Origin of the sequence: Pseudomonas sp. QTF5, from assembly GCF_000512695.2 — a bacterium.
Taxonomy (GTDB): Bacteria; Pseudomonadota; Gammaproteobacteria; order Pseudomonadales; family Pseudomonadaceae; genus Aquipseudomonas.
In genome coordinates, this window is record NZ_AZRW02000005.1 from 25,187 (window position 1) to 44,554 (window position 19,368).

The following is a 19,368-nucleotide window of genomic DNA, read 5'->3' on the forward strand; positions in this document are numbered from 1 at the left end:
AGGGCGGGTCAGTGGCGAGGGGCGGGTTTGCCGTGTTTGGCGCGCAGCGGTTCGAGCAGCTCCGACAAACCGTTGTGGTCGATTTCCTGCATCAAGGCCAGCAAACCGCCGAGTTCACCATGGGGGAAACCTTCGCGAGCGAACCAGTTCAGGTACTGGCCTGGCAGGTCAGCGATGATGCGGCCCTTGTATTTGCCGAAGGGCATTTCGCGGGTAATCAGCAGTTCGAGCTTTTCGGGATTCATCATCAGTTCGTCTTGATTCAAAGCAGTCTGGAAAATACAGGCATTCTGCATGCAGGCCAAATGACAGATCATGCAAAAAAAGCGGATACAGATCTCGCGCTAAAAGCCAACCAATTGAAATATAAGTAAAAAGACGTCAATTCAAAGCTGGCATGCAGGGTGCAACTACTTATTGCATCTTTCATCAACCGCAAGGAATTGAAAAATGACCGACATCAACAAAGAAGCGATCTCTGTACTCAACGACCTGATTGAAACCAGTAAAGACGGTCAGGAAGGGTTCAAGACTTGCGCCGAAGACATCAAAAATCCAGAACTCAAAACCCTGTTCGTTCAGCGCTCCGCCGATTGCGCTGCCGCTGCGGCCGAGCTGCAGGCGACTGTGCGTTCCCTGGGCGGTGATCCGGAAACTTCCACCAGTGTCAGCGGCGATATGCATCGTCGGTGGGTCGACGTGAAGGCTATGTTCACCGGCAAGGATGAAGAGGCAGTGCTGAACGAGGCCGAACGCGGTGAAGACCATGCGCTGAAGTCTTACAGGGAAGCACTGGAAAAAATTAACAAGAACAACCTGGCAAGCATTCGTGACATCGTTGAACGTCAGTATCACGGCGTGCAACGCAATCACGATCAGGTGAAAGCGCTACGTAATCAGGCTCGCGCACGCTCGTAAGCGTTCGTTATCTGTCAAAAACGCCAGCCAGTCTGGCGTTTTTTTGTGTTCGGGATTGTAGGCGAACGATGACGCTGCATTCACTGTGGCGAGGGAGCTTGCTCCCGCTGGGGTGCGCAGCGCCCCCCAATCGGGCACCTCGATTCAGCTGATCAGGCGCGGTGGCGGCTTTTACGACTGCTCCGCAGCCGAACGGGAGCAAGCTCCCTCGCCACAGGCAAGCCTCCTAGCCACAGGAAGCCCAGCCACAGGTGAGCGTAAATCAGCCGATGCTGATCGCCGGCAACGTCGGCAATGTCACGGTCTGTTGCTTGCGCGGCGCCAGAATCTCCGCCTCGCCGTCCACCACCAGCTCGTCGCGCTGGTTGAACACCCGCGTGGCGATACGCACACGAAACTTCGGCAGTTTTTCAAGAATCTCCAGGCGCACGGTCAGGGTGTCGCCAATCTTCACCGGTTTCTGAAAACTCATCGTCTGACCGATATAAATAGTCCCCGGCCCAGGCAACTCGCAAGCCACCGCCGCGCTGATCAACGCGCCGCTGAACATGCCGTGGGCGATACGCTCCTTGAACATGCTGGCGGCGGCGAATTCGGCGTCCAGGTGCACCGGGTTGTGGTCGCCGGACATCGCGGCGAACAACTGAATGTCGCGCTCTTCGACGGTTTTGCTATAGCTGGCGGTCTGGCCGATTTCGAGGGCTTCGTAAGGGGTGTTGGTAACCTGGGTCATCTGTCTCGATTCCTGTGACGAATTAAAAAACACACAAAAAATTATTCGGTTCTGGGTGGCCGGCGAGCGCTCAAGGCTTGGGCGATCCAGTTCAGCACATCGGCCATCACTTCGTCGCGGTTGCTCTCGTTGAACAGTTCATGCCTGGCCTGCGGGTAAATCGTCAGCTGCAGACTCTGGCAGCCAGCGTCGCGCAGGGCGTGGGCCAGATCTTTCAGACGTTTGCCTTCGCTCACCGGATCACATTCGCCGCCAATCACCAGCAGCGGCAGGCCCGGATCGATCTGGGCGAGATTGGACGCTTTGCTGATTTGCTGCAAGCCGCCGAGCAAATCGATCCACAGTTGATTGGTGCAGCGAAAGCCGCAGAGCGGGTCATTGGCGTATTTGTCGACTTCGGCCGGGTCGCGGCTCAGCCAGTCGAACGGCGTGCGCGCCGGTTTGAATTTCTTGTTGAATGAGCCGAATGACAGCCACTCGATCAGCGCACTGCACCCCTTTGGGCCCTGACGCAGGCGTTCGAGGCGAGCAATCTGTCGTGCTGCGCGATAGAGCGCTATAGGCTGGAAATTCGAGCCGCTGAGAATCGCCCCGTGCAGGCTGGCGCTGTGGTGCAGCAAATAAGCCTGGGCGATGTAACTTCCCATGCTGTGACCCAGCAACACGATCGGCACGCCGGGATGCTGTTGGCCGATGTGTTGGTTAAGGCTGGCCAGGTCGCCGACCACTTTGCACCAGCCATCATCGTCGGCGAAATGGCCCAGGGTGCCGTTTTCGGCAGTTTTGCCATGTCCACGCAGGTCCGGCGCATAAACGCCGTAATCCTGATCACAGCATGCTTGCGCCAGACGGCCGTAGCGACCGCTGTGTTCTGCCATGCCGTGGGCCAGCAGGATCACCGCCTTGAGCGGCGCGGCCGGCAGCCACTGGTTGACGAAAAGGCGGCTGCGGTCACTCGCGGTCAGCCAGAAAGTGTCGTGGATCATGGCGATTCCTTTGCGTTGGACTGCATGAGACTGCTGGGTGGAAAACAGCCCCGCTGCATTGTATAGCGCATCCGTCGCCTACCGTCTGATCAGGCCACGGCGGGGCAGCAAGATTCACGCGATCTATGACGCCCGTGCGCATATTTGCCTGATTCACCATAGCTGCTAGTGTCCGGGAAGCACCGCTTTTCGCTTTCTGCTTTTGAGGAATGAGAGAGAAGGACAGAAAGCGGCCCCCGGATAGGCTCAGGTAAAGAGGACAAAAATAATGCAACCTGATTTCTGGAATGACAAACGCCCGGCCGGCGTGCCCCTGGATATTGATCTTGGAGTCTATAAGTCGGTGATCGAGGTGTTCGAGCGTTCCTGCAAGAAATTTGCCGACCGCCCGGCATTCAGCAACATGGGCGTGACCCTGACCTACGCCGAACTGGAACGCTACAGCGCAGCGTTCGCCGGTTACCTGCAAGCCCACACCGACCTGGTGCCGGGGGATCGCATTGCGGTGCAGATGCCCAACGTCCTGCATTATCCGATTGCCGTGTTCGGTGCCTTGCGCGCCGGGCTGATCGTGGTCAACACCAACCCGTTGTACACCGCGCGGGAGATGCGTCATCAGTTCAAGGACTCCGGTGCCCGGGCGCTGGTCTACCTGAACGTGTTCGGACAGAAGGTCCAGGAAGTGCTGCCCGACACCGACATCCAGTACCTGATCGAAGCGAAGATGGGCGACCTGATGCCCACCGCCAAGGGCTGGCTGATCAATACCGTGGTCGACAAGGTCAAGAAAATGGTCCCGGCGTATTCGTTGCCGCAGGCTATTTCCTTCAAGAGCGCGCTGCGTCTGGGCCGGGGCCTGGGCATCAAACCGCTGAACGTCGGCCTCGACGATATCGCCGTTCTGCAATACACCGGCGGCACCACCGGGCTGGCCAAGGGCGCCATGCTGACCCACGGCAATCTGGTGGCGAATATGCAGCAGGCGCGGGCGTGTCTGGGGCAATTCGGCGCTGACGGTCAACCGCTGCTGCGCGAAGGCCAGGAAGTGATGATCGCGCCGCTGCCGCTGTATCACATTTATGCCTTCACGGCGAATTGCATGTGCATGATGGTGACCGGCAACCACAACGTGTTGATCACCAATCCACGGGACATTGGCGCCTTCATCAAGGAACTGAAGAACTGGCGGTTTTCGGCGCTGCTGGGGCTCAACACACTGTTCGTCGCGCTGATGGATCATCCCGACTTCAAGAGCCTGGATTTCTCCAGTCTCAAACTCACCAACTCCGGCGGCACTGCGCTGGTCAAGGCTACGGCCGAGCGCTGGCAACAGCTCACCGGCTGCCGGATCACCGAGGGTTACGGCCTGACCGAAACCTCGCCGGTGGCCTGCACCAACCCTTATGGCGACAAGTCGCGCATCGGCACTGTAGGCCTGCCGGTGCCGGGTACGACACTGAAAGTGATCAACGATGAAGGCGTCGAGCAGCCGCTGGGCGAGCGTGGCGAACTGTGCATCAAGGGCCCGCAGATCATGAAGGGTTACTGGCAGAAGCCCGAAGCCACCGCCGAAGTGCTGGACGCCGACGGCTGGTTCAAGTCGGGTGACATCGCGGTGATCGACCCGGACGGTTTCGTGCGCATCGTCGATCGAAAAAAAGACATGATCATCGTCTCGGGCTTCAACGTGTACCCGAACGAGATCGAAGATGTGGTGATGGCCCACCCGAAAGTCGCCAACTGCGCGGTGATCGGCGTGCCGGACGAGCGTTCGGGGGAAGCGGTGAAGTTGTTTGTGGTGGCCCGTGAATCCGGGGTCAGCCTTGAAGAGCTGAAGGCTTACTGCAAGGAAAACTTCACGGCGTACAAGGTGCCCAAGCACATCGTCTTGCGTGAGTCATTGCCGATGACGCCGGTGGGCAAGATTCTGCGACGGGAGTTGCGTGAGATCGCCTGATCGGTGAATGGCCGCGCATCACGCGATCGCGGGCAAGCCACGCTCCCACAGGTTTAGTGTTGTGCACAAAGAATGTGTACGACGCGGACCTTGTGGGAGCGGGCTTGCCCGCGATGCTTTTGAGGGAAGAGGCCCAAAATACAGGGCTTTTAAGGCTCTATAGAATTTTTGCTCTAAAATGACCGCTTGCTATTCTTGAGTCATTAAAGTGACCGTGGAGGCCGATTTAGGCTCTGGTAGCCCCTTGGCAAAGCTGCTACTCTCGGCGCGCTTTGTGACTTCTCGGCCTTGTTAAAAGCCAGACTCACCAATAATCAAACACCAATAATAATCGCATCAAATGCGGTATTTGAATTCGCGTTGCTGAGGAGTGGGCTTCCATGATCGAAGACTTTTGGAAGGATAAGTACCCAGCTGGAATTGCTGCCGAGATCAATCCAGACGAGTATCCGAATATTCAGGCAGTGTTGAAGCAATCCTGCCAACGCTTCGCTGACAAACCGGCATTCAGCAACCTGGGCAAGACAATCACCTACGGTGAGCTGTACGAATTGTCCGGTGCCTTTGCCGCTTACCTGCAACAGCATACCGATTTGCAACCCGGTGATCGAATCGCCGTGCAACTGCCCAATGTGTTGCAGTACCCGATCGCCGTCTTCGGTGCGATCCGCGCCGGGCTGATCGTGGTCAACACCAACCCGCTGTACACCGCGCGGGAGATGGAACACCAATTCAACGATTCCGGTGCCAAGGCTTTGGTCTGCCTGGCCAACATGGCGCATCTGGCCGAGGCCGTCGTGCCGAAAACCGGCGTCAAGCACGTGATCGTCACTGAAGTGGCAGATATGCTGCCGCCGCTCAAGCGCCTGTTGATCAATAGCGTCATCAAGTACGTGAAGAAGATGGTCCCGGCGTATCACTTGCCCAAGGCCATCAAATTCAATGACGTGCTGAGCAAGGGCCATGGTCAGCCAGTGGCTGAAGCCAACCCCGCCAGCAGCGATGTTGCCGTGCTGCAATACACCGGCGGCACTACCGGCGTGGCCAAGGGCGCAATGCTGACCCACCGCAACCTGGTGGCGAACATGCTGCAGTGCAAGGCGCTGATGGGCTCCAACCTCAACGAAGGTTGCGAGATTCTGATCACGCCGCTACCGCTTTACCACATCTATGCCTTCACCTTTCATTGCATGGCGATGATGCTGATCGGCAACCACAATATCCTGATCAGCAACCCGCGCGACCTGACGGCGATGGTCAAGGAACTGTCGAAATGGAAGTTCAGCGGTTTCGTCGGCCTGAACACGCTGTTCGTCGCGTTGTGCAACAACGAAGCGTTCCGCAAGCTGGATTTCTCCAGCCTGAAAATCACCCTGTCCGGCGGCATGGCCTTGCAACTGGCCGCGGCCGAGCGCTGGAAAGCGGTCACCGGTTGCCCGATCTGCGAAGGTTACGGCATGACCGAAACCAGCCCGGTGGCCACGGTGAACCCGAGCCAGAACATCCAGATCGGCACCATCGGTATTCCGGTGCCATCGACCCTGTGCAAAATCATCGACGATGCCGGTGTTGAACAGCCGTTGGGCGCCATCGGTGAGCTGTGTGTGAAAGGTCCGCAAGTCATGAAGGGCTACTGGCAGCGCCAGGATGCCACCGATGAAATACTCGATAGCGAAGGCTGGTTGAAGACCGGTGACATCGCGCTGATCCAGCCAGACGGTTACATGCGCATTGTCGATCGCAAGAAAGACATGATCCTGGTCTCCGGTTTCAACGTGTACCCCAACGAATTGGAAGACGTATTGGCGACCCTGCCGGGCGTTCTGCAATGCGCGGCCATCGGTGTGCCGGACGAGAAGTCGGGCGAGGCGATCAAGATTTTCATCGTCGCCAAACCGGGTGTGACCCTGACCAAGGAACAGGTGATGGAGCACATGCGCGCCAACGTCACCGGCTACAAAGTGCCCAAAGCCGTGGAGTTCCGCGACGCGCTGCCGACCACCAACGTCGGCAAGATCCTGCGCCGCGAACTGCGCGACGAAGAGCTGAAGAAACTGGGCGTGAAGAAAGTCAGCGCCTAGTCAAACAAAAGCCCCGCAGATACGGGGCTTTTTGTTGCCTGACTGATCGTTCCCACGCTCTGCGTGGTAACGCAGCCCGGGACGCTCTGCGTCCCAGCATCGGACGCGGAGCGTCCGTGGCGGCATTCCCACGCAGAGCGTGGGAACGATCAACTTACAGGCGGAACTGCGCGAAATCAACGTTGGTGCCGGCCGGGCGCATGTCCTGCAGGTAGGAGTCCTTGTCGGCGCTCAGTTCCAGACTCAGGGCTGCCTTGCGCTTGCCCTGGTTGCGCACCACCAGGCCTTCGAGTTTCTCGCGCAGGAACACTGTCGGCACTTTCAGGTGCAGCAGTTCGTCGGTATCCGGGGTGTGCATCAGCAAGTGAATCCATTCGTACTGACCAACGGCCAGGCGCGCGACCGGAATATCGAACCAGAAGATATTGCGGTTGCGGTTCAATTCGGTGAAATGGCAGTTGTTGACGCCAAGCACTGCACCGCCGAGTTCCTGGTTTCTGCGGGCAATGGCCTGCTTTTTATCGAGTTTCATAACTTTCCTACGGGATTGGATCTTCAGCGCCATGGCCTGAATACGTTGCGCATTCTCCGGGCAAAGCCTGAAAACATAAAGCCTAACCTGCCTGGAACGATGAAATGTTCTGCTGCAAAATAAATGAAACTCCGCGCAAAGGCCTTGGGTCAATCCTTGTGTAACGACTTTCCCCGTTGAAATGTTCACAGGAGAAATACCATGAGCAGCACTGGCGATAAAGTGAAAGGCATGGCAAACGAAGCGGCCGGCAACGTCAAACAAGGCGTTGGCAAGGTCACCGGTAGTGACAAAATGCGCGCCGAAGGCGTGGTGCAGGAGAAGAAAGGCGAGGCGCAGCAAGCGGTTGGCAAAGCCAAGGACGCCATCAAAAAAGGTGTCGACAAGGCTTGATTCGGCCTTTGACAAGTGCAAGAGCGCGGCCATCCACGGATGGCCGTTTTTGTGTCGAATAAGCGGGATGGTCCCTGTAATTGTTTCGAAGTCGCCAAGTAGGCTACTTTGATGTAGAAAACGGCCCCTGAGTCGCCTTGACTTCAACCTTTTTGCGGCGAAAGGAGACGCTAATGTTTTTTCCGACCATGAAAGGTTTGCCCCTGCATCGCGTGATGATGCGCACGGTCACCGAGTTCGTCGACGACGAGATGTCGACCTATGCCTCGGCGCTGGCCTATCAGATGTTGTTCTCGTTGTTTCCTTTCATCCTGTTCCTGATCGCCTTGATCGGTTTTCTGCACTTGCCGGACTTTTTCTCCTGGCTGCGCCTGCAATCGGAACTGGTTCTGCCGCCCCAGGCGCTGGAGCAGGTGAACCCGGTGATCGACCAACTCCAGCAATCGGAGGGGGGGTTGCTGTCGGTGGGTATCGTGATCGCCCTGTGGACCGCGTCCGCCGGTGTGCGGCTGATGATGAGCGCAATGAACGCCGCGTACGACGTGGTCGAAGGGCGTCCGGTCTGGAAACGTTTTCCGCTGTCGATTTTCTACACCATTGGCATCGCCGGTATGTTGCTGATCGCTGCCGCGCTGATGGTGCTCGGGCCGCAGGTGATGGGCTGGATCGCCGCGCAAGTCGGCCTCGAAGATTTCATCGTGACCTTATGGACTATTGTGCGCTGGCCGGTGATCGTCGTTCTGCTGATGATGGCGGTGGCGCTGATTTACTACGTCATGCCCGACGTCAAACAAGAGTTTCGCTTCATCACCCCGGGTGCGGTGTTGTCCGTGGTGGTCTGGATTATCGCTTCGCTGGGCTTTGGTCTTTACGTCAAAACCTTCGCCAATTACAACGCCATGTATGGCAGTATCGGCGCGATCATCGTGTTGTTGCTGTACTTCTATATTTCCGCCGCGGTGCTGTTGCTGGGCGCGGAAATGAACGCAGCGATCGAGCACATGTCGACCGAAGGCAAAAAACCTGGCGAAAAGGTGCCCGAAGAACCCAAACAACACGTTTCGGGACTGGGACGGGACCACTCAATCAAGCCGACCACTGACGAAGCCATAAAATGATCCGTGACATTCTGAGAATGGGCGATGAGCGCCTGCTGCGCATTGCCCCGCCGGTGCCGGCAGAAATGTTCGACAGCCCCGAGTTGTGGCAATTGATCGACGACATGTTCCAGACCATGGAAAGCGTCGGCGGAGTTGGCCTGGCCGCGCCGCAGATCGGTGTCGACCTGCAACTGGTGATCTTTGGTTTTGAGCACAGCGAACGCTATCCGGACGCCGAAGCGGTACCGCAGACGATTCTGATCAACCCGCTGATCACGCCGTTGAGCCCGACCCTCGAAGAGGGTTTCGAAGGCTGCCTGTCGGTGCCGGGGCTGCGGGGGGCGGTGGATCGCTATCAGCAGATTCGTTATGAAGGCTTCGATCCCAAGGGCGAGCCGATCGTGCGCATTGCCTCAGGATTTCACGCGCGGGTGGTGCAGCATGAATGCGATCACCTGATCGGCCGGTTATACCCGTCGCGCATCAGTGATTTCAGCAAATTCGGGTTTACCGAGGTGATGTTCCCTGACCTCGACCCTGCGGCGGATGACTGACACCGCCCTTCGAATCCAACACAAAGCCAATGTGGGAGCGGGCTTGCTCGCGAAAGCGGAGTGTCAGTCGACAGAGATGTCGGATGTGACGGCCTCTTCGCGAGCAAGCCCGCTCCCACATTTAAATCTTCACAGGTCTTTAGTGCTTCGGTTCCAGTCCCATGGCAATCATCGGTTTGCTGCGCGCATAACGGTTCAACCGTTCAGCCATGGCGTAGGGCAGGGGCGGGTCGAACGTAAAACCGCGGCGCTCATAAAAGCCACGTAAATCCGGATGACAGAACAACCAGACTGGTTCTTCGAGGTTCTTGATGGCGTGGGCAATCAACGCCGCAGCGATCCCTTGTTCGCGACAACGCGGGTCGACGAACAGCCCGGTCAGCCAATGCCCGCCGGCCACTGGGCGCAAACATAACGCTGCGATGATTTCATCGCGTTTTGCGACCCACAGCCGAGCATCGCGCACAGCTTTCATCGACGATTGGTGGGCGCGGTAAAACTTGTTCATCAACGGCCATAACGGCTCGTCGAGCAAGGTGTATTGGGTGTTGGGCATGGGCTCGGACAGTCGGTATGCAAAGCGGGTGATTATAAAAGAACACGCGCGCGGGGATAGGTGTATACCTGATCTCACATCCGGTCTGAGTGGAGTACGTATCATGTCCAAAGGTATGGATTCAAAGAAAGCGGCGAAGAAAAAGCCGGCGAAAACCGCGATTGAGAAGCGTGCGGACAAGAAAGCCAAGAAGGTGGGTGTATTCGGCCACTGATCCCGCGTCAAGGGAGCCTGAGTTTTCGGGCTCCTTGTTTTTTATCCCTCCGCAGCCAACGCCGCTTTCACGCTTGGCCGTTGATCAATCCGTATCTGAAACCGCGCCAGCGCCGGCCACCGATTCAAATCGATGCCAAACACCTGAGTCCAGCGCAGTACCGTAAACAGATACGCATCAGCAATACCAAATTCGCCAGCCATCAAATAATCCTGCCGCTCCAGCGTCTGATTCAACACGATAAAGCGCTTGAACAATTTCTCTTTGATGAGCGTTTTCGCATCATCCGGAAACTGTGAGTTGAACAGCCAACCCAGCCCGCCATGAATCTCGGTCGAAACGAAGTTCAGCCATTCCTGCAAACGCACCCGCTCGAACGTCCCGTTTGCCGGTGCCAGGTTCGCCTCAGGCCGTAGATCCGCCAGGTATTGCAGGATCACCGGGCCTTCGGTCAGCACATCGCCGTTTTCCAGCTGCAACGCCGCGACGTAGCCTTTGGGGTTGATGGCGAGGAAGTCCTCGCCAGTGATGGTTTGCTTGGTACTGTTGTCGACGCGGACCGACTCGAACGGCAAATCCAGTTCGCGCAGCACAATGTGCGGCGCCAATGAGCAGGCTTGCGGGGCGTAATACAACTTCATGGGCAGGGCTCTGGTTGCGGATTTGCGCCAGTGTCATAGTGCGCGGCACGCTCGGTAAAATTAATCTTTCAGAAAACTGCCATTAGGAAAGCTACTGCCATGATGAACCTGATGCACTGGCGAATGGTGGTGGCGGTGGCCGATACCGGCAACATTACCCGGGCCGCCGAGCGGGTCGGAATGACCCAGTCCGGTGCCAGTCAGGCGCTGGCACTGATCGAAGAAACCCTGGGCGTTCAGCTGTTCAGCCGGGAAAACCGTCAGACCTTGCCGACCGCCATCGGCTTGCCTGTGATCGAACAGGCGCGAACCATGCTCGGTGCTCTGGAGAACATTCGTAGTACCGTCGACGCCACTAAAGATATCCAGCGTGGGACGATTCGCCTGGCCAGTTTCCCGTTGGTGCTGGCGACCTTTCTGCCGCCGCTGCTGCGCCAGTTCAATCGACTGTATCCCGGCATTCAAGTGGTGGCGCTGGAAGTCAGCGACGATGAAGTGGAAGCGTTGCTCAGTGACGGGCTGGTGGATGTCGGCGTGGCGTTGAACCCGGCACCCGCGCGCAATGCCGGTCGTTTGGGGCGAGATGCCTGGGTGGCGGTTCTTCCCGGTGGACACCCCTTGGCGCGCCGCTCGAATGAAGGGGGCGTCTCACTGGCGGAACTGGCGGAGCAACCCTTTGTGCTGGCCACGGGCGGTTGTTCGACCAATGCCCGCAGTCTGGCCGCCGATGCCGGGCTGAAACTGCTGGATGTGCGGGCCGAGGTGCGAGAGTGGAGCAGTGCGTTCACTCTGGTGCGGGAAAATATCGGTGTGACCCTGGTACCGGAAATGACCCTGCCGAGTAATCGCCAAGGCCTGCGTGTCGTGCCCGTGACGCCGCGTATCGATCGCGAGTTTGCCTTGATGGTCGCGCCCAACAAAGAACCTTCGGCGGCGGTGCGGGCGTTGTTGGGTATGCTTGCAGAGCGCAATCCATGTGGGAGCGGGCTTGCTCGCGAAGACGGCGACACAATCAACATTGATGTCGCCTGATACACCGCCTTCGCGAGCAAGCCCGCTCCCACAGGTTCCGTGCCTAACTGATTGGCATTATCCGTGTGGGTCGATCGCCCGTTCAGGGGCGGACCGAGTTAGTCGTTCAGGCGAAATCAAGGCACACCATTACAGGCGTGTTCCATGAACCCCGGCCGTAGCGCCAGTCGTTGGCAATAGGCGTCGACGGCGAGGTAGTCCGGGCGCTCCATCGGTGTCATGCGCCAGCGGTTGACCGACAACCCGATGAGAATATCGGCCAGTGTGAAGTGTGGTCCGGCAACATACGCATCGGTTGTCGCGAGTTGCTGTTCGAGGATGCCCATTTTCGCGTTCCAGCCGCGAACGCCATCAGCAATCCGCTGCGAGTCCTGGAAGTTCGGCGATTGCCGGACCAGCGCAAAAAATGCGTAGCCCCATGACGGGTTGAGTTCGGTGGCTTGCCAGTCCATCCACTGCTCTACGCGAGCGCGGGCTGCCGGTTCAATGGGCAACAGGTCAGTGTTTTGGTGTTTGCCGGCCAGGTACCGGCAAATGGTATTCGACTCCCACAGCACGCCGGCTTCATCGATGAGGACCGGCACTTGTGCATTGGGGTTGAGCTGGAGAAATTCCGGGCTCTGGGTCGATGCGAAGCCGCTGCCCCAGTCTTCGCGTTCGTATGAAACCCCCAGTTCGTCGCAGGTCCACAGGACTTTTCTGACGTTGATTGACGAGGCCCGACCCAAAATCTTCAGCGTATGTCCCATTGAGCTTCTCCGTTTGCTGTTCCAGGTATCGGGAATCTAGCACGCGGAGCATGGGAATGGTCGCGCGTCAGGTGCTCTCGCGCACCTTCAATTCAAACCCCATATCCTGCACCGGTTTGGTCACTGAATTGCCGGCCAGCAAGGTCAGCATCAGCTCCGCAGAGCGACGGCCAATGGCCTCGCGTGGGGTGCTGATGCTGCTTAGGCGCGGGACCATGTGAGCCGAGGCCGGCAGGTCGTTGAAGCCGAGGATCGCCACCTGTTCGGGGATCTTGATGCCACAGCGCAGGGCTTCGAGCAGTGCGCCCTGGGCCAGGTCGTCGTTGCCGAAGAAGATCGCATCGACATCGGGATGGCTGGCGAGCAGTTGCAGGAACAGTTCACCACCCAACCCCACGGAGGAGGCGCGCGGGGTCAGCACTTCCAGGGCTGGATCATACAAATTGGCCTTTTGCAGCGCGCGACGGAAACCTTCGCCACGTAGCAGTGTGCGTTGATCCAGCTGCGCGCCGATGTAGGCCAGGCGTCTGCGACCGCGGGAGAGCAAATGCTCAGCCGCGGTTTCGCCGGCAGCGACTTGAGAAAAACCGACGCAATTGAGCCCGGCTGCACTGTCCAGTTCCATCATGTAGACGCTGGGAATGTTGCTGGCCTCGATCATTCGCCGCGAACTTTCGGTGCGGTCGAAACCGGTCAGCAACAAGCCGCGAGGCTGATAAGCCATGTAATTGCGCAGCAGGTTTTCTTCTTCATCGCGCGAGTAATGGAAGTTGCCGATCAGGACTTCGAAGCCCTTTGGTCGCAAAACCTGATGAATGGCTTCCAGCGTGTCGATGAACAGCAGGTTGGACAGCGATGGCACCAAAACCACCACGGAATGGCTCTGGGCCGAGGCCAGGGCACGGGCTGCGGGGTTAACCACGTAGTTCAGGTCGAGGGCGGCCTTCTGGACTTTTTCCACCAGTTCGGTGGCCACCGTGCTCACGCCGCGCAGGGCGCGGGACGCGGTAATCGGGCTGACACCGGCCAGGCGCGCGACTTCGTTGAGGGTAGGGCGGCCAGTGGTGCGAGTATTTTTATCGTTTTTAGGGGTAATCATCGGACGGCTTGCCAAACAAAATTCAAGGCACTAAGGTAGCGCTGTCTCGAGGCGGCTGCAAATGCATGAGCGGGGTTTGCCTGATCCTCGCTTTTTGGCATCGAGAACGAACATGCTGCAACCCACAAAAATGACAAGAAGGCGTCGGCAACTTCTGCTTTTGCACTGGAGTCTTACGTAGCAAAGGTAGCGCTGTCTGCGCGCTGAGGTGTTACATGAATCATCCCATCACCGCCCTGGTCATCATGGGCGTTGCCGGTTGCGGCAAGACGTGCGTCAGCCAGTCCCTGTGCCAGCTTAGCGGCGCGACCGCCATCGAAGGCGACACTTTCCACCCTGCGGCCAATATCGAAAAGATGAGCGCGGGTATCCCCCTGAACGATGAAGACCGTGCCGGCTGGCTCGACAGCTTGTGCGATGAACTGCGCCGCATTGATGCCAAGGGCGAACGCCCAGTGCTGACTTGCTCGGCCCTCAAACACAGTTACCGCGAACGCTTGCGCAGTGCCTTGCCGGGCCTGGGCTTCGTTTTCCTTGAGCTGACCCCCGAAGTCGCCGCCGATCGTGTGTCTCATCGGCCGGGCCACTTCATGCCGTCGACCTTGATCGACAGCCAGTTCGCCACACTTGAATCGCCTGTTGGTGAGCCCCTGACCCTGGCTCTGGATGCGTCCAGCCATAGCGTCGATGAATTGGCGAAGCAGGCACATGCCTGGTGGCTCGATCATGGCTTGAAACTCGCCAGTTGAGTTTTACTCCAAGAGATAGCGCTGTCCTGACGGCTTCTGATTAACCGCTTTAATAACAACAACAACCAGGAGACACCCCTAATGTTTGGCATGTCCCACGAGACGTTTCTGCTGCTAGATGCAGTGGTCACGGTGATCGGGCTTATCGTCCTGATTACCAAGTTCAAGTTTCACCCGTTCATTGCCCTGATCATCGCCGCTGCCTTTCTCGGGCTGACTTCCGGCATGCCGATCGGCACCATCATCAAGGCGTTCCAGGACGGCTTCGGTGGGGTGCTCGGTTTTGTCGGGATCATTCTGGCGCTGGGCACCATGCTCGGCAAAATGATGGCCGAGTCGGGCGGGGCGGACCAGATCGCCCAGACCCTGATTCGAGCCTTCGGCAAGGACAAGGTGCAGTGGGCCATGATGTTCGCGGCCTTCCTCGTCGGCATCCCGCTGTTCTTCGAAATCGGCTTCGTGCTGCTGATCCCGCTGGTGTTCATCGTCGCCCGTCGCACCGGCGTGTCAATCATCAAGATCGGTATCCCGCTGCTGGCCGGTCTGTCCGCCGTGCACGGTCTGGTTCCGCCGCACCCGGGTCCGTTGCTGGCCATCGGCGTGTTCGGTGCCGACATCGGTAAAACTATCCTTTACGGCCTGATCGTTGCGCTGCCGACGGCCATTATTGCCGGCCCGATCTTCGGTACGTTCATTGCCAAGCACATTCCTGGTCATCCGAATCAGGAACTGGTGGATCAACTGGTGCGCGATGAGGATGCAGGCGATCTGCCTAGCTTCGGCATCACCCTGATCACTGTGCTGTCGCCAGTGTTCCTCATGCTGCTCAAGACCTTTGCCGATGTGGCGCTGCCGGACGGCAACTTCTTCCGCACCTTTATGGACCTGATCGGTCACCCGATCTCGGCGCTCCTGCTGGCATTGCTGCTGTCGCTGTACACCTTCGGCTACAAGCAGGGCATCGGTTCGCAACAGATGCTCAAATGGCTGGACGCGAGCCTTGCGCCGACCGCCGCGATCATCCTGATCATCGGGGCCGGTGGCGGCTTCAAGCAGATGCTGGTGACCAGCGGTGTGGGTAATGTCATCGGCAACATGGCGGTGGAAGCGCAGATCTCGCCAATCCTTCTGGCCTGGCTGGTGGCGGCGGTGATTCGTATCGCGACCGGTTCAGCGACCGTAGCGACCATTACTGGCGCTGGCATTGTGGTGCCGGTGGTAGGGATGATTCCGGGTGTGAACCGTGAGCTGCTGGTGCTGGCCACCGGTGCCGGTTCGCTGATCCTGTCCCACGTCAACGACGCAGGGTTCTGGTTGGTGAAGCAGTACTTCAACATGACCGTGGCGGAAACCTTCAAGACCTGGACCGCGATGGAAACCATCCTGTCCGTGGTGGGCCTGGGCTTTATCCTGCTGTTGTCGTTGTTCGTCTGACACGATCGGCAAACACAAAAAAACCGCAGCAATGCGGTTTTTTTGTGGGTGAGATCTAACCCAATGTCGAGCAAGCTTTTTGTGGCGAGGGAGCTTGCTCCCGCTCGGCTGCGCAGCAGTCGTAAATCCGTCCACCTGTTCTATCTGAAAAAACACGGTGATTGGTTTTGGGGCCGCTTCGCGACCCAGCGGGAGCAAGCTCTTATAGAACAAAATTTATCTCATTGATTTTAAAGATAAATTTATTTGCCGATTTATCGGCATGTTCTCTGCGCGACAGCGCAGCCTCATCGCAGGCTGGGCGGACTCCCTCGCCACAGATGTTTGTTCCCACCGGGTTTTGTGTGTCAGGCGTTGGTTTTGGTGACTAGCCCATCCGCCCGGAACATCCCGCGAATCCCCCGCACGGCCTGACGAATCCGGTCCTGGTTTTCGATCAGGGCGAAGCGCACGTGATCATCTCCATACTCGCCAAATCCCACACCCGGCGAGACACAGACCTTGGCCTCGGCCAGCAGTTTTTTGGCGAATTCCAGCGAACCCAAGTGTGCATAAGCCTCGGGAATCTTGGCCCAGACATACATCGACGCTTTCGGGTTTTCGACCATCCAGCCCAGTTCATGCAGACCTTTGACCAGCACGTTGCGCCGCTGCCGATACTGATCGGCAATGTCTTTGACGCACTGCTGATCGCCTTCCAGCGCTGCGATGGCCGCGACTTGTAGCGGGGTAAAGGTGCCGTAGTCGTGGTAGCTCTTGATCCGCGCCAGGGCGTTGACCAGCTCCGGGTTGCCGACCATGAAACCGATGCGCCAGCCGGCCATGTTGTAGCTCTTGGACAGGGTGAAAAACTCCACCGCAATGTCCTTGGCGCCGGGCACTTGCATGATCGACGGGGCTTTCCAGCCGTCATAGACGATGTCGGCGTAGGCCAGGTCGTGCACCACCAAAACATCGTACTGCTTGGCGAGGGCGATCACCCGCTCGAAGAAATCCAGCTCCACGCACTGGGCGGTGGGGTTGGACGGGAAGCCGAGGATCATCATCTTCGGTTTCGGGATCGAGCCGCGAATCGCCCGTTCCAGTTCGGCGAAGAAATCAACGCCAGGAATCAGCGGCACCGACCGCACCTGGGCGCCGGCAATCACCGCACCGTAGATGTGAATCGGGTAGCTCGGGTTCGGCACCAGCACAGTGTCGCCCTGGTCGAGGGTGGCCAGCATCAAATGCGCCAGACCTTCCTTGGAGCCGATGGTGACGATGGCTTCGGTTTCCGGGTCGATGTCGACCGCGTAGCGATCCTTGTACCAATTGGAAATCGCCCGGCGCAGGCGCGGAATCCCTTTGGACGTGGAATAGCCATGAGTGTCTTCGCGCTGGGCGACAGTGACGAGTTTTTCGACAATGTGCGGCGGCGTGGCGCCGTCGGGGTTGCCCATGCTCAAGTCGATGATGTCTTCGCCACGACGACGGGCGGCCATCTTCAGCTCGGCAGTGATGTTGAAAACGTAAGGGGGGAGTCGATCTATGCGCGCAAAGCGGCGCGGCGAACCTTGTTCGGCCATTGTTGCCTCGGATAACGTAAGCGCCCGGAACCGTCCGAGCGACGCTGGCCACTGCGGTGGCCTGTGGCGGAATGTAAGGGCAGTCGTGGCAAACTGTCTAGCCTGCGCATCAATAATTTTTTCCCAAGGATATGGTCGATGGAATTTACCAGTGGCTTCTTGTTGAGCCTTTCGCTGTGCCTGGACATCGGCGTGGCCAATATCGCGATGATCACGCTGGCGATGCAGCGCGGCTATTTTCAAGGCTTTGCGCTGGGGTTGGGGACGTGTGTCGGCGACCTGATTTACGCGGTACTGGCATTGGCCGGCATGACCGTATTGCTGCAGTACGAAACCGTGCGCTGGGTGTTGTGGATTGGCGGGTCGACGTTGCTGGTGTATTTCGCGGCGAAGATGATTTATTCGGCGATTCACCATGAAGCGCTGTTGGCGCAGACCGCTGAAGTCGGTCACAACTCCCATCGCAAGGAGTTTTTTCGCGGAATTTTTCTCGCCATGTCATCGCCCAGTGCCATTCTCTGGTTCGCCGCGGTGGGCGGCTCGCTGATCGCCCGCTCCGGCGGCGGTGACGCGCTCAGCTCGGCGCTGTTTCTCGGCGGCTTCCTGTGCGCCGGAGTGCTCTGGTGTGTCGGTCTGTGCTTCGCAGCGAGCCACGGAGGAAAATTGCTCGGCGACAAACTGCTGCGTTATTCCTACATGGCATCGGCAGCGATCTTCTGCTATTTCGCGGTCTACGTGATCCTATCGGGTTACAACGAGTTTATCGGTCCGGGTGTCGTCGAACAGTTGCATGCACTGTAATTGGGCGAATCGGATTTGGCTTCTATACTCCCAGCCGAACCCACTTTTTGTACAAGGAGTTGAGCCATGGATGAGCAATCAGGCGTCGAAACGGCCGAGCCACGCTTCGAAAACGGGCACTTCATGCTCATAGCGGGGCTTGGTGGACGATTTACTGCGGATACGACCAAAGCGATCCCCGACCTATGGGAGAAATTCATTCCTGAGATTGGCAAAATTCCCGGTCAGAAAAGCGAAGTAACCTACGGCATCTGCTGCAATCCGGATGGCAAGGGTGGTTTCGAATACATCGCCGGTGTCGAAATCAGCAAGCTCGACGACCTGCCCGAGAAGTACCGCTGGATCGAAGTTCAGCCTCAGAAGTATGCAGTCTTCGAACACAAGGGCTCGCTGGATGCCTTGCCCCAGACCTTTCAATACATCTGGAAAACCTGGCTGCCGAAGTCCGGTCATGAAGCGGCGGACGCTCCGGAGTTCGAACGCTACAGCGACGATTTCAACCCGAAGCTCAATACCGGCGTGCTGGAAATCTGGCTGCCGCTCAAGGCGTAATGGCCTGGATCGAGAGGCGGGTCGGTGATTCGCCTCTCGATGTCGGGTTGTTGCTGATTTATGATCCCCAACCTTTCCCACGCCGATTCCGAGCTGCCATGAACACCGTCATCCGCCACGTCAATCCCGCTGACCTGGACCGCTGCTACGCCATCGAAACCGTTGCCTACGAAGGCGATGAGGCTGCCACCCGCGAGAAGATCGCCACCCGCATCGCCACTTGGCCCGAGGGCTTCATCGTCGCGGAAGTGGATGGGGTTGTAGCCGGTTTCATCAATTCCGGTGCGGCATTTGAGGTGGAGATGTCGGACGAGGCGTTCAAGGAGCTGATCGGCCATGACCCGGCCGGCCCGCATGTGGTGATCATGTCGGTGGTGGTGCACCCGGACTATCAAGGGCAGGGCCTGGCGAAACGCTTGATGGGTGAGTTCATCCAGCGCATGCGTGCCCTGAACAAGGCGAGTATCCATCTGATGTGCAAAGAGCGGCACATTGCGCTCTATGCCGGGTTTGGTTTTGCCTACATCAAGCCTTCGGCGTCGGACCATGGCGGGATGGCGTGGCATGAGATGGTGTTGACGCTGTAACCCGCCGATAGTGGAGATCCAGTGTGGGAGCGGCGGTGCGACGATTCGACTTGCTCGCGAAGAGGGAGTGTCAGTCAACATCGATGTTGCCTGACACACCGCATTCGCGAGCAAGCCCGCTCCCACAGGGCCGGT

General features: G+C 58.2%; 21 protein-coding genes. 12 read left to right on the plus strand and 9 right to left on the minus strand.

The annotated features are described in order from the left end of the window. Window positions 1-8 precede the first annotated feature (8 nt). Window positions 9-245 carry a DUF3820 family protein gene (locus tag IC37_RS05495; protein ID WP_007949456.1) on the minus strand — a complete coding sequence of 79 codons (237 nt, stop codon included), beginning with the start codon at window positions 243-245 and terminating at the stop codon, window positions 9-11. A 205-nt stretch (window positions 246-450) separates the two neighbouring features. Here IC37_RS05495 and IC37_RS05500 point away from each other — a divergent pair, with 205 nt between their 5' ends. Continuing rightward, window positions 451-918, plus strand: a complete 468-nt coding sequence (locus IC37_RS05500; RefSeq protein ID WP_030131867.1) for a PA2169 family four-helix-bundle protein — start codon at window positions 451-453, stop codon at window positions 916-918. Window positions 919-1,180: 262 nt separating this feature from the next. Here the strand turns inward: IC37_RS05500 and IC37_RS05505 are convergent, their stop codons facing one another. Both IC37_RS05505 and IC37_RS05510 read right to left on the minus strand, forming a co-directional pair. Then, window positions 1,181-1,651: a MaoC family dehydratase gene (locus IC37_RS05505; RefSeq protein WP_007934748.1), complete on the minus strand. Its 471-nt coding sequence runs from the start codon at window positions 1,649-1,651 to the stop codon at window positions 1,181-1,183. Between the two features lie 41 nt (window positions 1,652-1,692). Next, complete coding sequence (locus tag IC37_RS05510; RefSeq protein WP_030131868.1) at window positions 1,693-2,637, minus strand: alpha/beta hydrolase; 945 nt, start codon at window positions 2,635-2,637, stop codon at window positions 1,693-1,695. Window positions 2,638-2,905: 268 nt separating this feature from the next. On the opposite strand from IC37_RS05510, the gene fadD2 reads away from it, so the two are divergent. Further along, complete coding sequence (gene fadD2, locus IC37_RS05515) at window positions 2,906-4,594, plus strand: long-chain-fatty-acid--CoA ligase FadD2 (RefSeq protein WP_030131869.1); 1,689 nt, start codon at window positions 2,906-2,908, stop codon at window positions 4,592-4,594. A 380-nt stretch (window positions 4,595-4,974) separates the two neighbouring features. Continuing rightward, window positions 4,975-6,675: a long-chain-fatty-acid--CoA ligase FadD1 gene (gene fadD1 / locus IC37_RS05520; protein ID WP_030131870.1), complete on the plus strand. Its 1,701-nt coding sequence runs from the start codon at window positions 4,975-4,977 to the stop codon at window positions 6,673-6,675. Window positions 6,676-6,829: 154 nt separating this feature from the next. Here fadD1 and IC37_RS05530 read toward each other — a convergent pair whose 3' ends face one another. After that, window positions 6,830-7,207 (minus strand): hypothetical protein, encoded by a 378-nt coding sequence (locus tag IC37_RS05530; protein ID WP_030131871.1) that lies wholly within the window; start codon window positions 7,205-7,207, stop codon window positions 6,830-6,832. A 201-nt stretch (window positions 7,208-7,408) separates the two neighbouring features. Between IC37_RS05530 and IC37_RS05535 the strand changes: the two genes are divergently transcribed. The 3 genes from IC37_RS05535 to def all read left to right on the plus strand — a co-directional run bounded on the left by IC37_RS05535 (window position 7,409) and on the right by def (window position 9,254). Then, the gene (locus IC37_RS05535; RefSeq protein ID WP_030131872.1) at window positions 7,409-7,600 is read left to right on the plus strand and encodes a CsbD family protein; all 192 of its coding nucleotides are present in this window, start codon (window positions 7,409-7,411) and stop codon (window positions 7,598-7,600) included. Window positions 7,601-7,773: 173 nt separating this feature from the next. Beyond that, complete coding sequence (locus IC37_RS05540) at window positions 7,774-8,718, plus strand: YihY/virulence factor BrkB family protein (RefSeq protein WP_030131873.1); 945 nt, start codon at window positions 7,774-7,776, stop codon at window positions 8,716-8,718. Beyond that, window positions 8,715-9,254, plus strand: coding sequence for a peptide deformylase (gene def, locus IC37_RS05545; RefSeq protein ID WP_030131874.1), 540 nt, complete (start codon window positions 8,715-8,717; stop codon window positions 9,252-9,254). The genes IC37_RS05540 and def overlap by 4 nt, the downstream gene beginning before the upstream one ends. 139 nt (window positions 9,255-9,393) lie before the next feature. Here def and IC37_RS05550 read toward each other — a convergent pair whose 3' ends face one another. Then, window positions 9,394-9,810, minus strand: coding sequence for a GNAT family N-acetyltransferase (locus IC37_RS05550; protein ID WP_030131875.1), 417 nt, complete (start codon window positions 9,808-9,810; stop codon window positions 9,394-9,396). A gap of 255 nt (window positions 9,811-10,065) precedes the next feature. Continuing rightward, on the minus strand, window positions 10,066-10,665 hold the full coding sequence (gene gstA / locus IC37_RS05555) for a glutathione transferase GstA (protein ID WP_030131876.1): 600 nt from the start codon (window positions 10,663-10,665) through the stop codon (window positions 10,066-10,068). Between the two features lie 99 nt (window positions 10,666-10,764). Here gstA and IC37_RS05560 point away from each other — a divergent pair, with 99 nt between their 5' ends. Further along, on the plus strand, window positions 10,765-11,697 hold the full coding sequence (locus tag IC37_RS05560; protein ID WP_051414881.1) for a LysR family transcriptional regulator: 933 nt from the start codon (window positions 10,765-10,767) through the stop codon (window positions 11,695-11,697). 116 nt (window positions 11,698-11,813) lie between these two features. Here the strand turns inward: IC37_RS05560 and IC37_RS05565 are convergent, their stop codons facing one another. Next, window positions 11,814-12,446, minus strand: coding sequence for a glutathione S-transferase family protein (locus IC37_RS05565; protein ID WP_030131878.1), 633 nt, complete (start codon window positions 12,444-12,446; stop codon window positions 11,814-11,816). Window positions 12,447-12,513: 67 nt separating this feature from the next. Continuing rightward, a complete protein-coding gene (locus IC37_RS05570; protein WP_030131879.1) occupies window positions 12,514-13,545 on the minus strand; it encodes a LacI family DNA-binding transcriptional regulator in 1,032 nt (343 codons plus the stop codon). A 215-nt stretch (window positions 13,546-13,760) separates the two neighbouring features. On the opposite strand from IC37_RS05570, the gene IC37_RS05575 reads away from it, so the two are divergent. After that, window positions 13,761-14,294 carry a gluconokinase gene (locus IC37_RS05575; protein WP_030131880.1) on the plus strand — a complete coding sequence of 178 codons (534 nt, stop codon included), beginning with the start codon at window positions 13,761-13,763 and terminating at the stop codon, window positions 14,292-14,294. A gap of 81 nt (window positions 14,295-14,375) precedes the next feature. Then, a complete protein-coding gene (locus IC37_RS05580; RefSeq protein WP_030131881.1) occupies window positions 14,376-15,728 on the plus strand; it encodes a GntP family permease in 1,353 nt (450 codons plus the stop codon). A 347-nt stretch (window positions 15,729-16,075) separates the two neighbouring features. Here the strand turns inward: IC37_RS05580 and alaC are convergent, their stop codons facing one another. Next, window positions 16,076-17,293 carry an alanine transaminase gene (alaC, locus tag IC37_RS05585; RefSeq protein WP_030131882.1) on the minus strand — a complete coding sequence of 406 codons (1,218 nt, stop codon included), beginning with the start codon at window positions 17,291-17,293 and terminating at the stop codon, window positions 16,076-16,078. Window positions 17,294-17,431: 138 nt separating this feature from the next. Between alaC and IC37_RS05590 the strand changes: the two genes are divergently transcribed. The 3 genes from IC37_RS05590 (at window position 17,432) to IC37_RS05600 (ending at window position 19,233) form a co-directional block, all read left to right on the plus strand. Further along, window positions 17,432-18,094, plus strand: a complete 663-nt coding sequence (locus IC37_RS05590) for a LysE family translocator (RefSeq protein ID WP_030131883.1) — start codon at window positions 17,432-17,434, stop codon at window positions 18,092-18,094. A 66-nt stretch (window positions 18,095-18,160) separates the two neighbouring features. Further along, window positions 18,161-18,646 carry a GyrI-like domain-containing protein gene (locus tag IC37_RS05595; protein ID WP_030131884.1) on the plus strand — a complete coding sequence of 162 codons (486 nt, stop codon included), beginning with the start codon at window positions 18,161-18,163 and terminating at the stop codon, window positions 18,644-18,646. A gap of 98 nt (window positions 18,647-18,744) precedes the next feature. Continuing rightward, window positions 18,745-19,233 carry a GNAT family N-acetyltransferase gene (locus IC37_RS05600; protein WP_030131885.1) on the plus strand — a complete coding sequence of 163 codons (489 nt, stop codon included), beginning with the start codon at window positions 18,745-18,747 and terminating at the stop codon, window positions 19,231-19,233. The last annotated feature ends 135 nt before the right edge of the window (window positions 19,234-19,368 follow it).

What these genes read in the sequence shown, in the direction of transcription:
- IC37_RS05495 (WP_007949456.1), bottom strand. Translation starts at nt 245, where the DNA reads ATGAATCCCGAAAAGCTCGAACTGCTGATTACCCGCGAAATGCCCTTC.
- IC37_RS05500 (WP_030131867.1), top strand. Translation starts at nt 451, where the DNA reads ATGACCGACATCAACAAAGAAGCGATCTCTGTACTCAACGACCTGATT.
- IC37_RS05505 (WP_007934748.1), bottom strand. Translation starts at nt 1,651, where the DNA reads ATGACCCAGGTTACCAACACCCCTTACGAAGCCCTCGAAATCGGCCAG.
- IC37_RS05510 (WP_030131868.1), bottom strand. Translation starts at nt 2,637, where the DNA reads ATGATCCACGACACTTTCTGGCTGACCGCGAGTGACCGCAGCCGCCTT.
- fadD2 (WP_030131869.1), top strand. Translation starts at nt 2,906, where the DNA reads ATGCAACCTGATTTCTGGAATGACAAACGCCCGGCCGGCGTGCCCCTG.
- fadD1 (WP_030131870.1), top strand. Translation starts at nt 4,975, where the DNA reads ATGATCGAAGACTTTTGGAAGGATAAGTACCCAGCTGGAATTGCTGCC.
- IC37_RS05530 (WP_030131871.1), bottom strand. Translation starts at nt 7,207, where the DNA reads ATGAAACTCGATAAAAAGCAGGCCATTGCCCGCAGAAACCAGGAACTC.
- IC37_RS05535 (WP_030131872.1), top strand. Translation starts at nt 7,409, where the DNA reads ATGAGCAGCACTGGCGATAAAGTGAAAGGCATGGCAAACGAAGCGGCC.
- IC37_RS05540 (WP_030131873.1), top strand. Translation starts at nt 7,774, where the DNA reads ATGTTTTTTCCGACCATGAAAGGTTTGCCCCTGCATCGCGTGATGATG.
- def (WP_030131874.1), top strand. Translation starts at nt 8,715, where the DNA reads ATGATCCGTGACATTCTGAGAATGGGCGATGAGCGCCTGCTGCGCATT.
- IC37_RS05550 (WP_030131875.1), bottom strand. Translation starts at nt 9,810, where the DNA reads ATGCCCAACACCCAATACACCTTGCTCGACGAGCCGTTATGGCCGTTG.
- gstA (WP_030131876.1), bottom strand. Translation starts at nt 10,665, where the DNA reads ATGAAGTTGTATTACGCCCCGCAAGCCTGCTCATTGGCGCCGCACATT.
- IC37_RS05560 (WP_051414881.1), top strand. Translation starts at nt 10,765, where the DNA reads ATGATGAACCTGATGCACTGGCGAATGGTGGTGGCGGTGGCCGATACC.
- IC37_RS05565 (WP_030131878.1), bottom strand. Translation starts at nt 12,446, where the DNA reads ATGGGACATACGCTGAAGATTTTGGGTCGGGCCTCGTCAATCAACGTC.
- IC37_RS05570 (WP_030131879.1), bottom strand. Translation starts at nt 13,545, where the DNA reads ATGATTACCCCTAAAAACGATAAAAATACTCGCACCACTGGCCGCCCT.
- IC37_RS05575 (WP_030131880.1), top strand. Translation starts at nt 13,761, where the DNA reads ATGAATCATCCCATCACCGCCCTGGTCATCATGGGCGTTGCCGGTTGC.
- IC37_RS05580 (WP_030131881.1), top strand. Translation starts at nt 14,376, where the DNA reads ATGTTTGGCATGTCCCACGAGACGTTTCTGCTGCTAGATGCAGTGGTC.
- alaC (WP_030131882.1), bottom strand. Translation starts at nt 17,293, where the DNA reads ATGGCCGAACAAGGTTCGCCGCGCCGCTTTGCGCGCATAGATCGACTC.
- IC37_RS05590 (WP_030131883.1), top strand. Translation starts at nt 17,432, where the DNA reads ATGGAATTTACCAGTGGCTTCTTGTTGAGCCTTTCGCTGTGCCTGGAC.
- IC37_RS05595 (WP_030131884.1), top strand. Translation starts at nt 18,161, where the DNA reads ATGGATGAGCAATCAGGCGTCGAAACGGCCGAGCCACGCTTCGAAAAC.
- IC37_RS05600 (WP_030131885.1), top strand. Translation starts at nt 18,745, where the DNA reads ATGAACACCGTCATCCGCCACGTCAATCCCGCTGACCTGGACCGCTGC.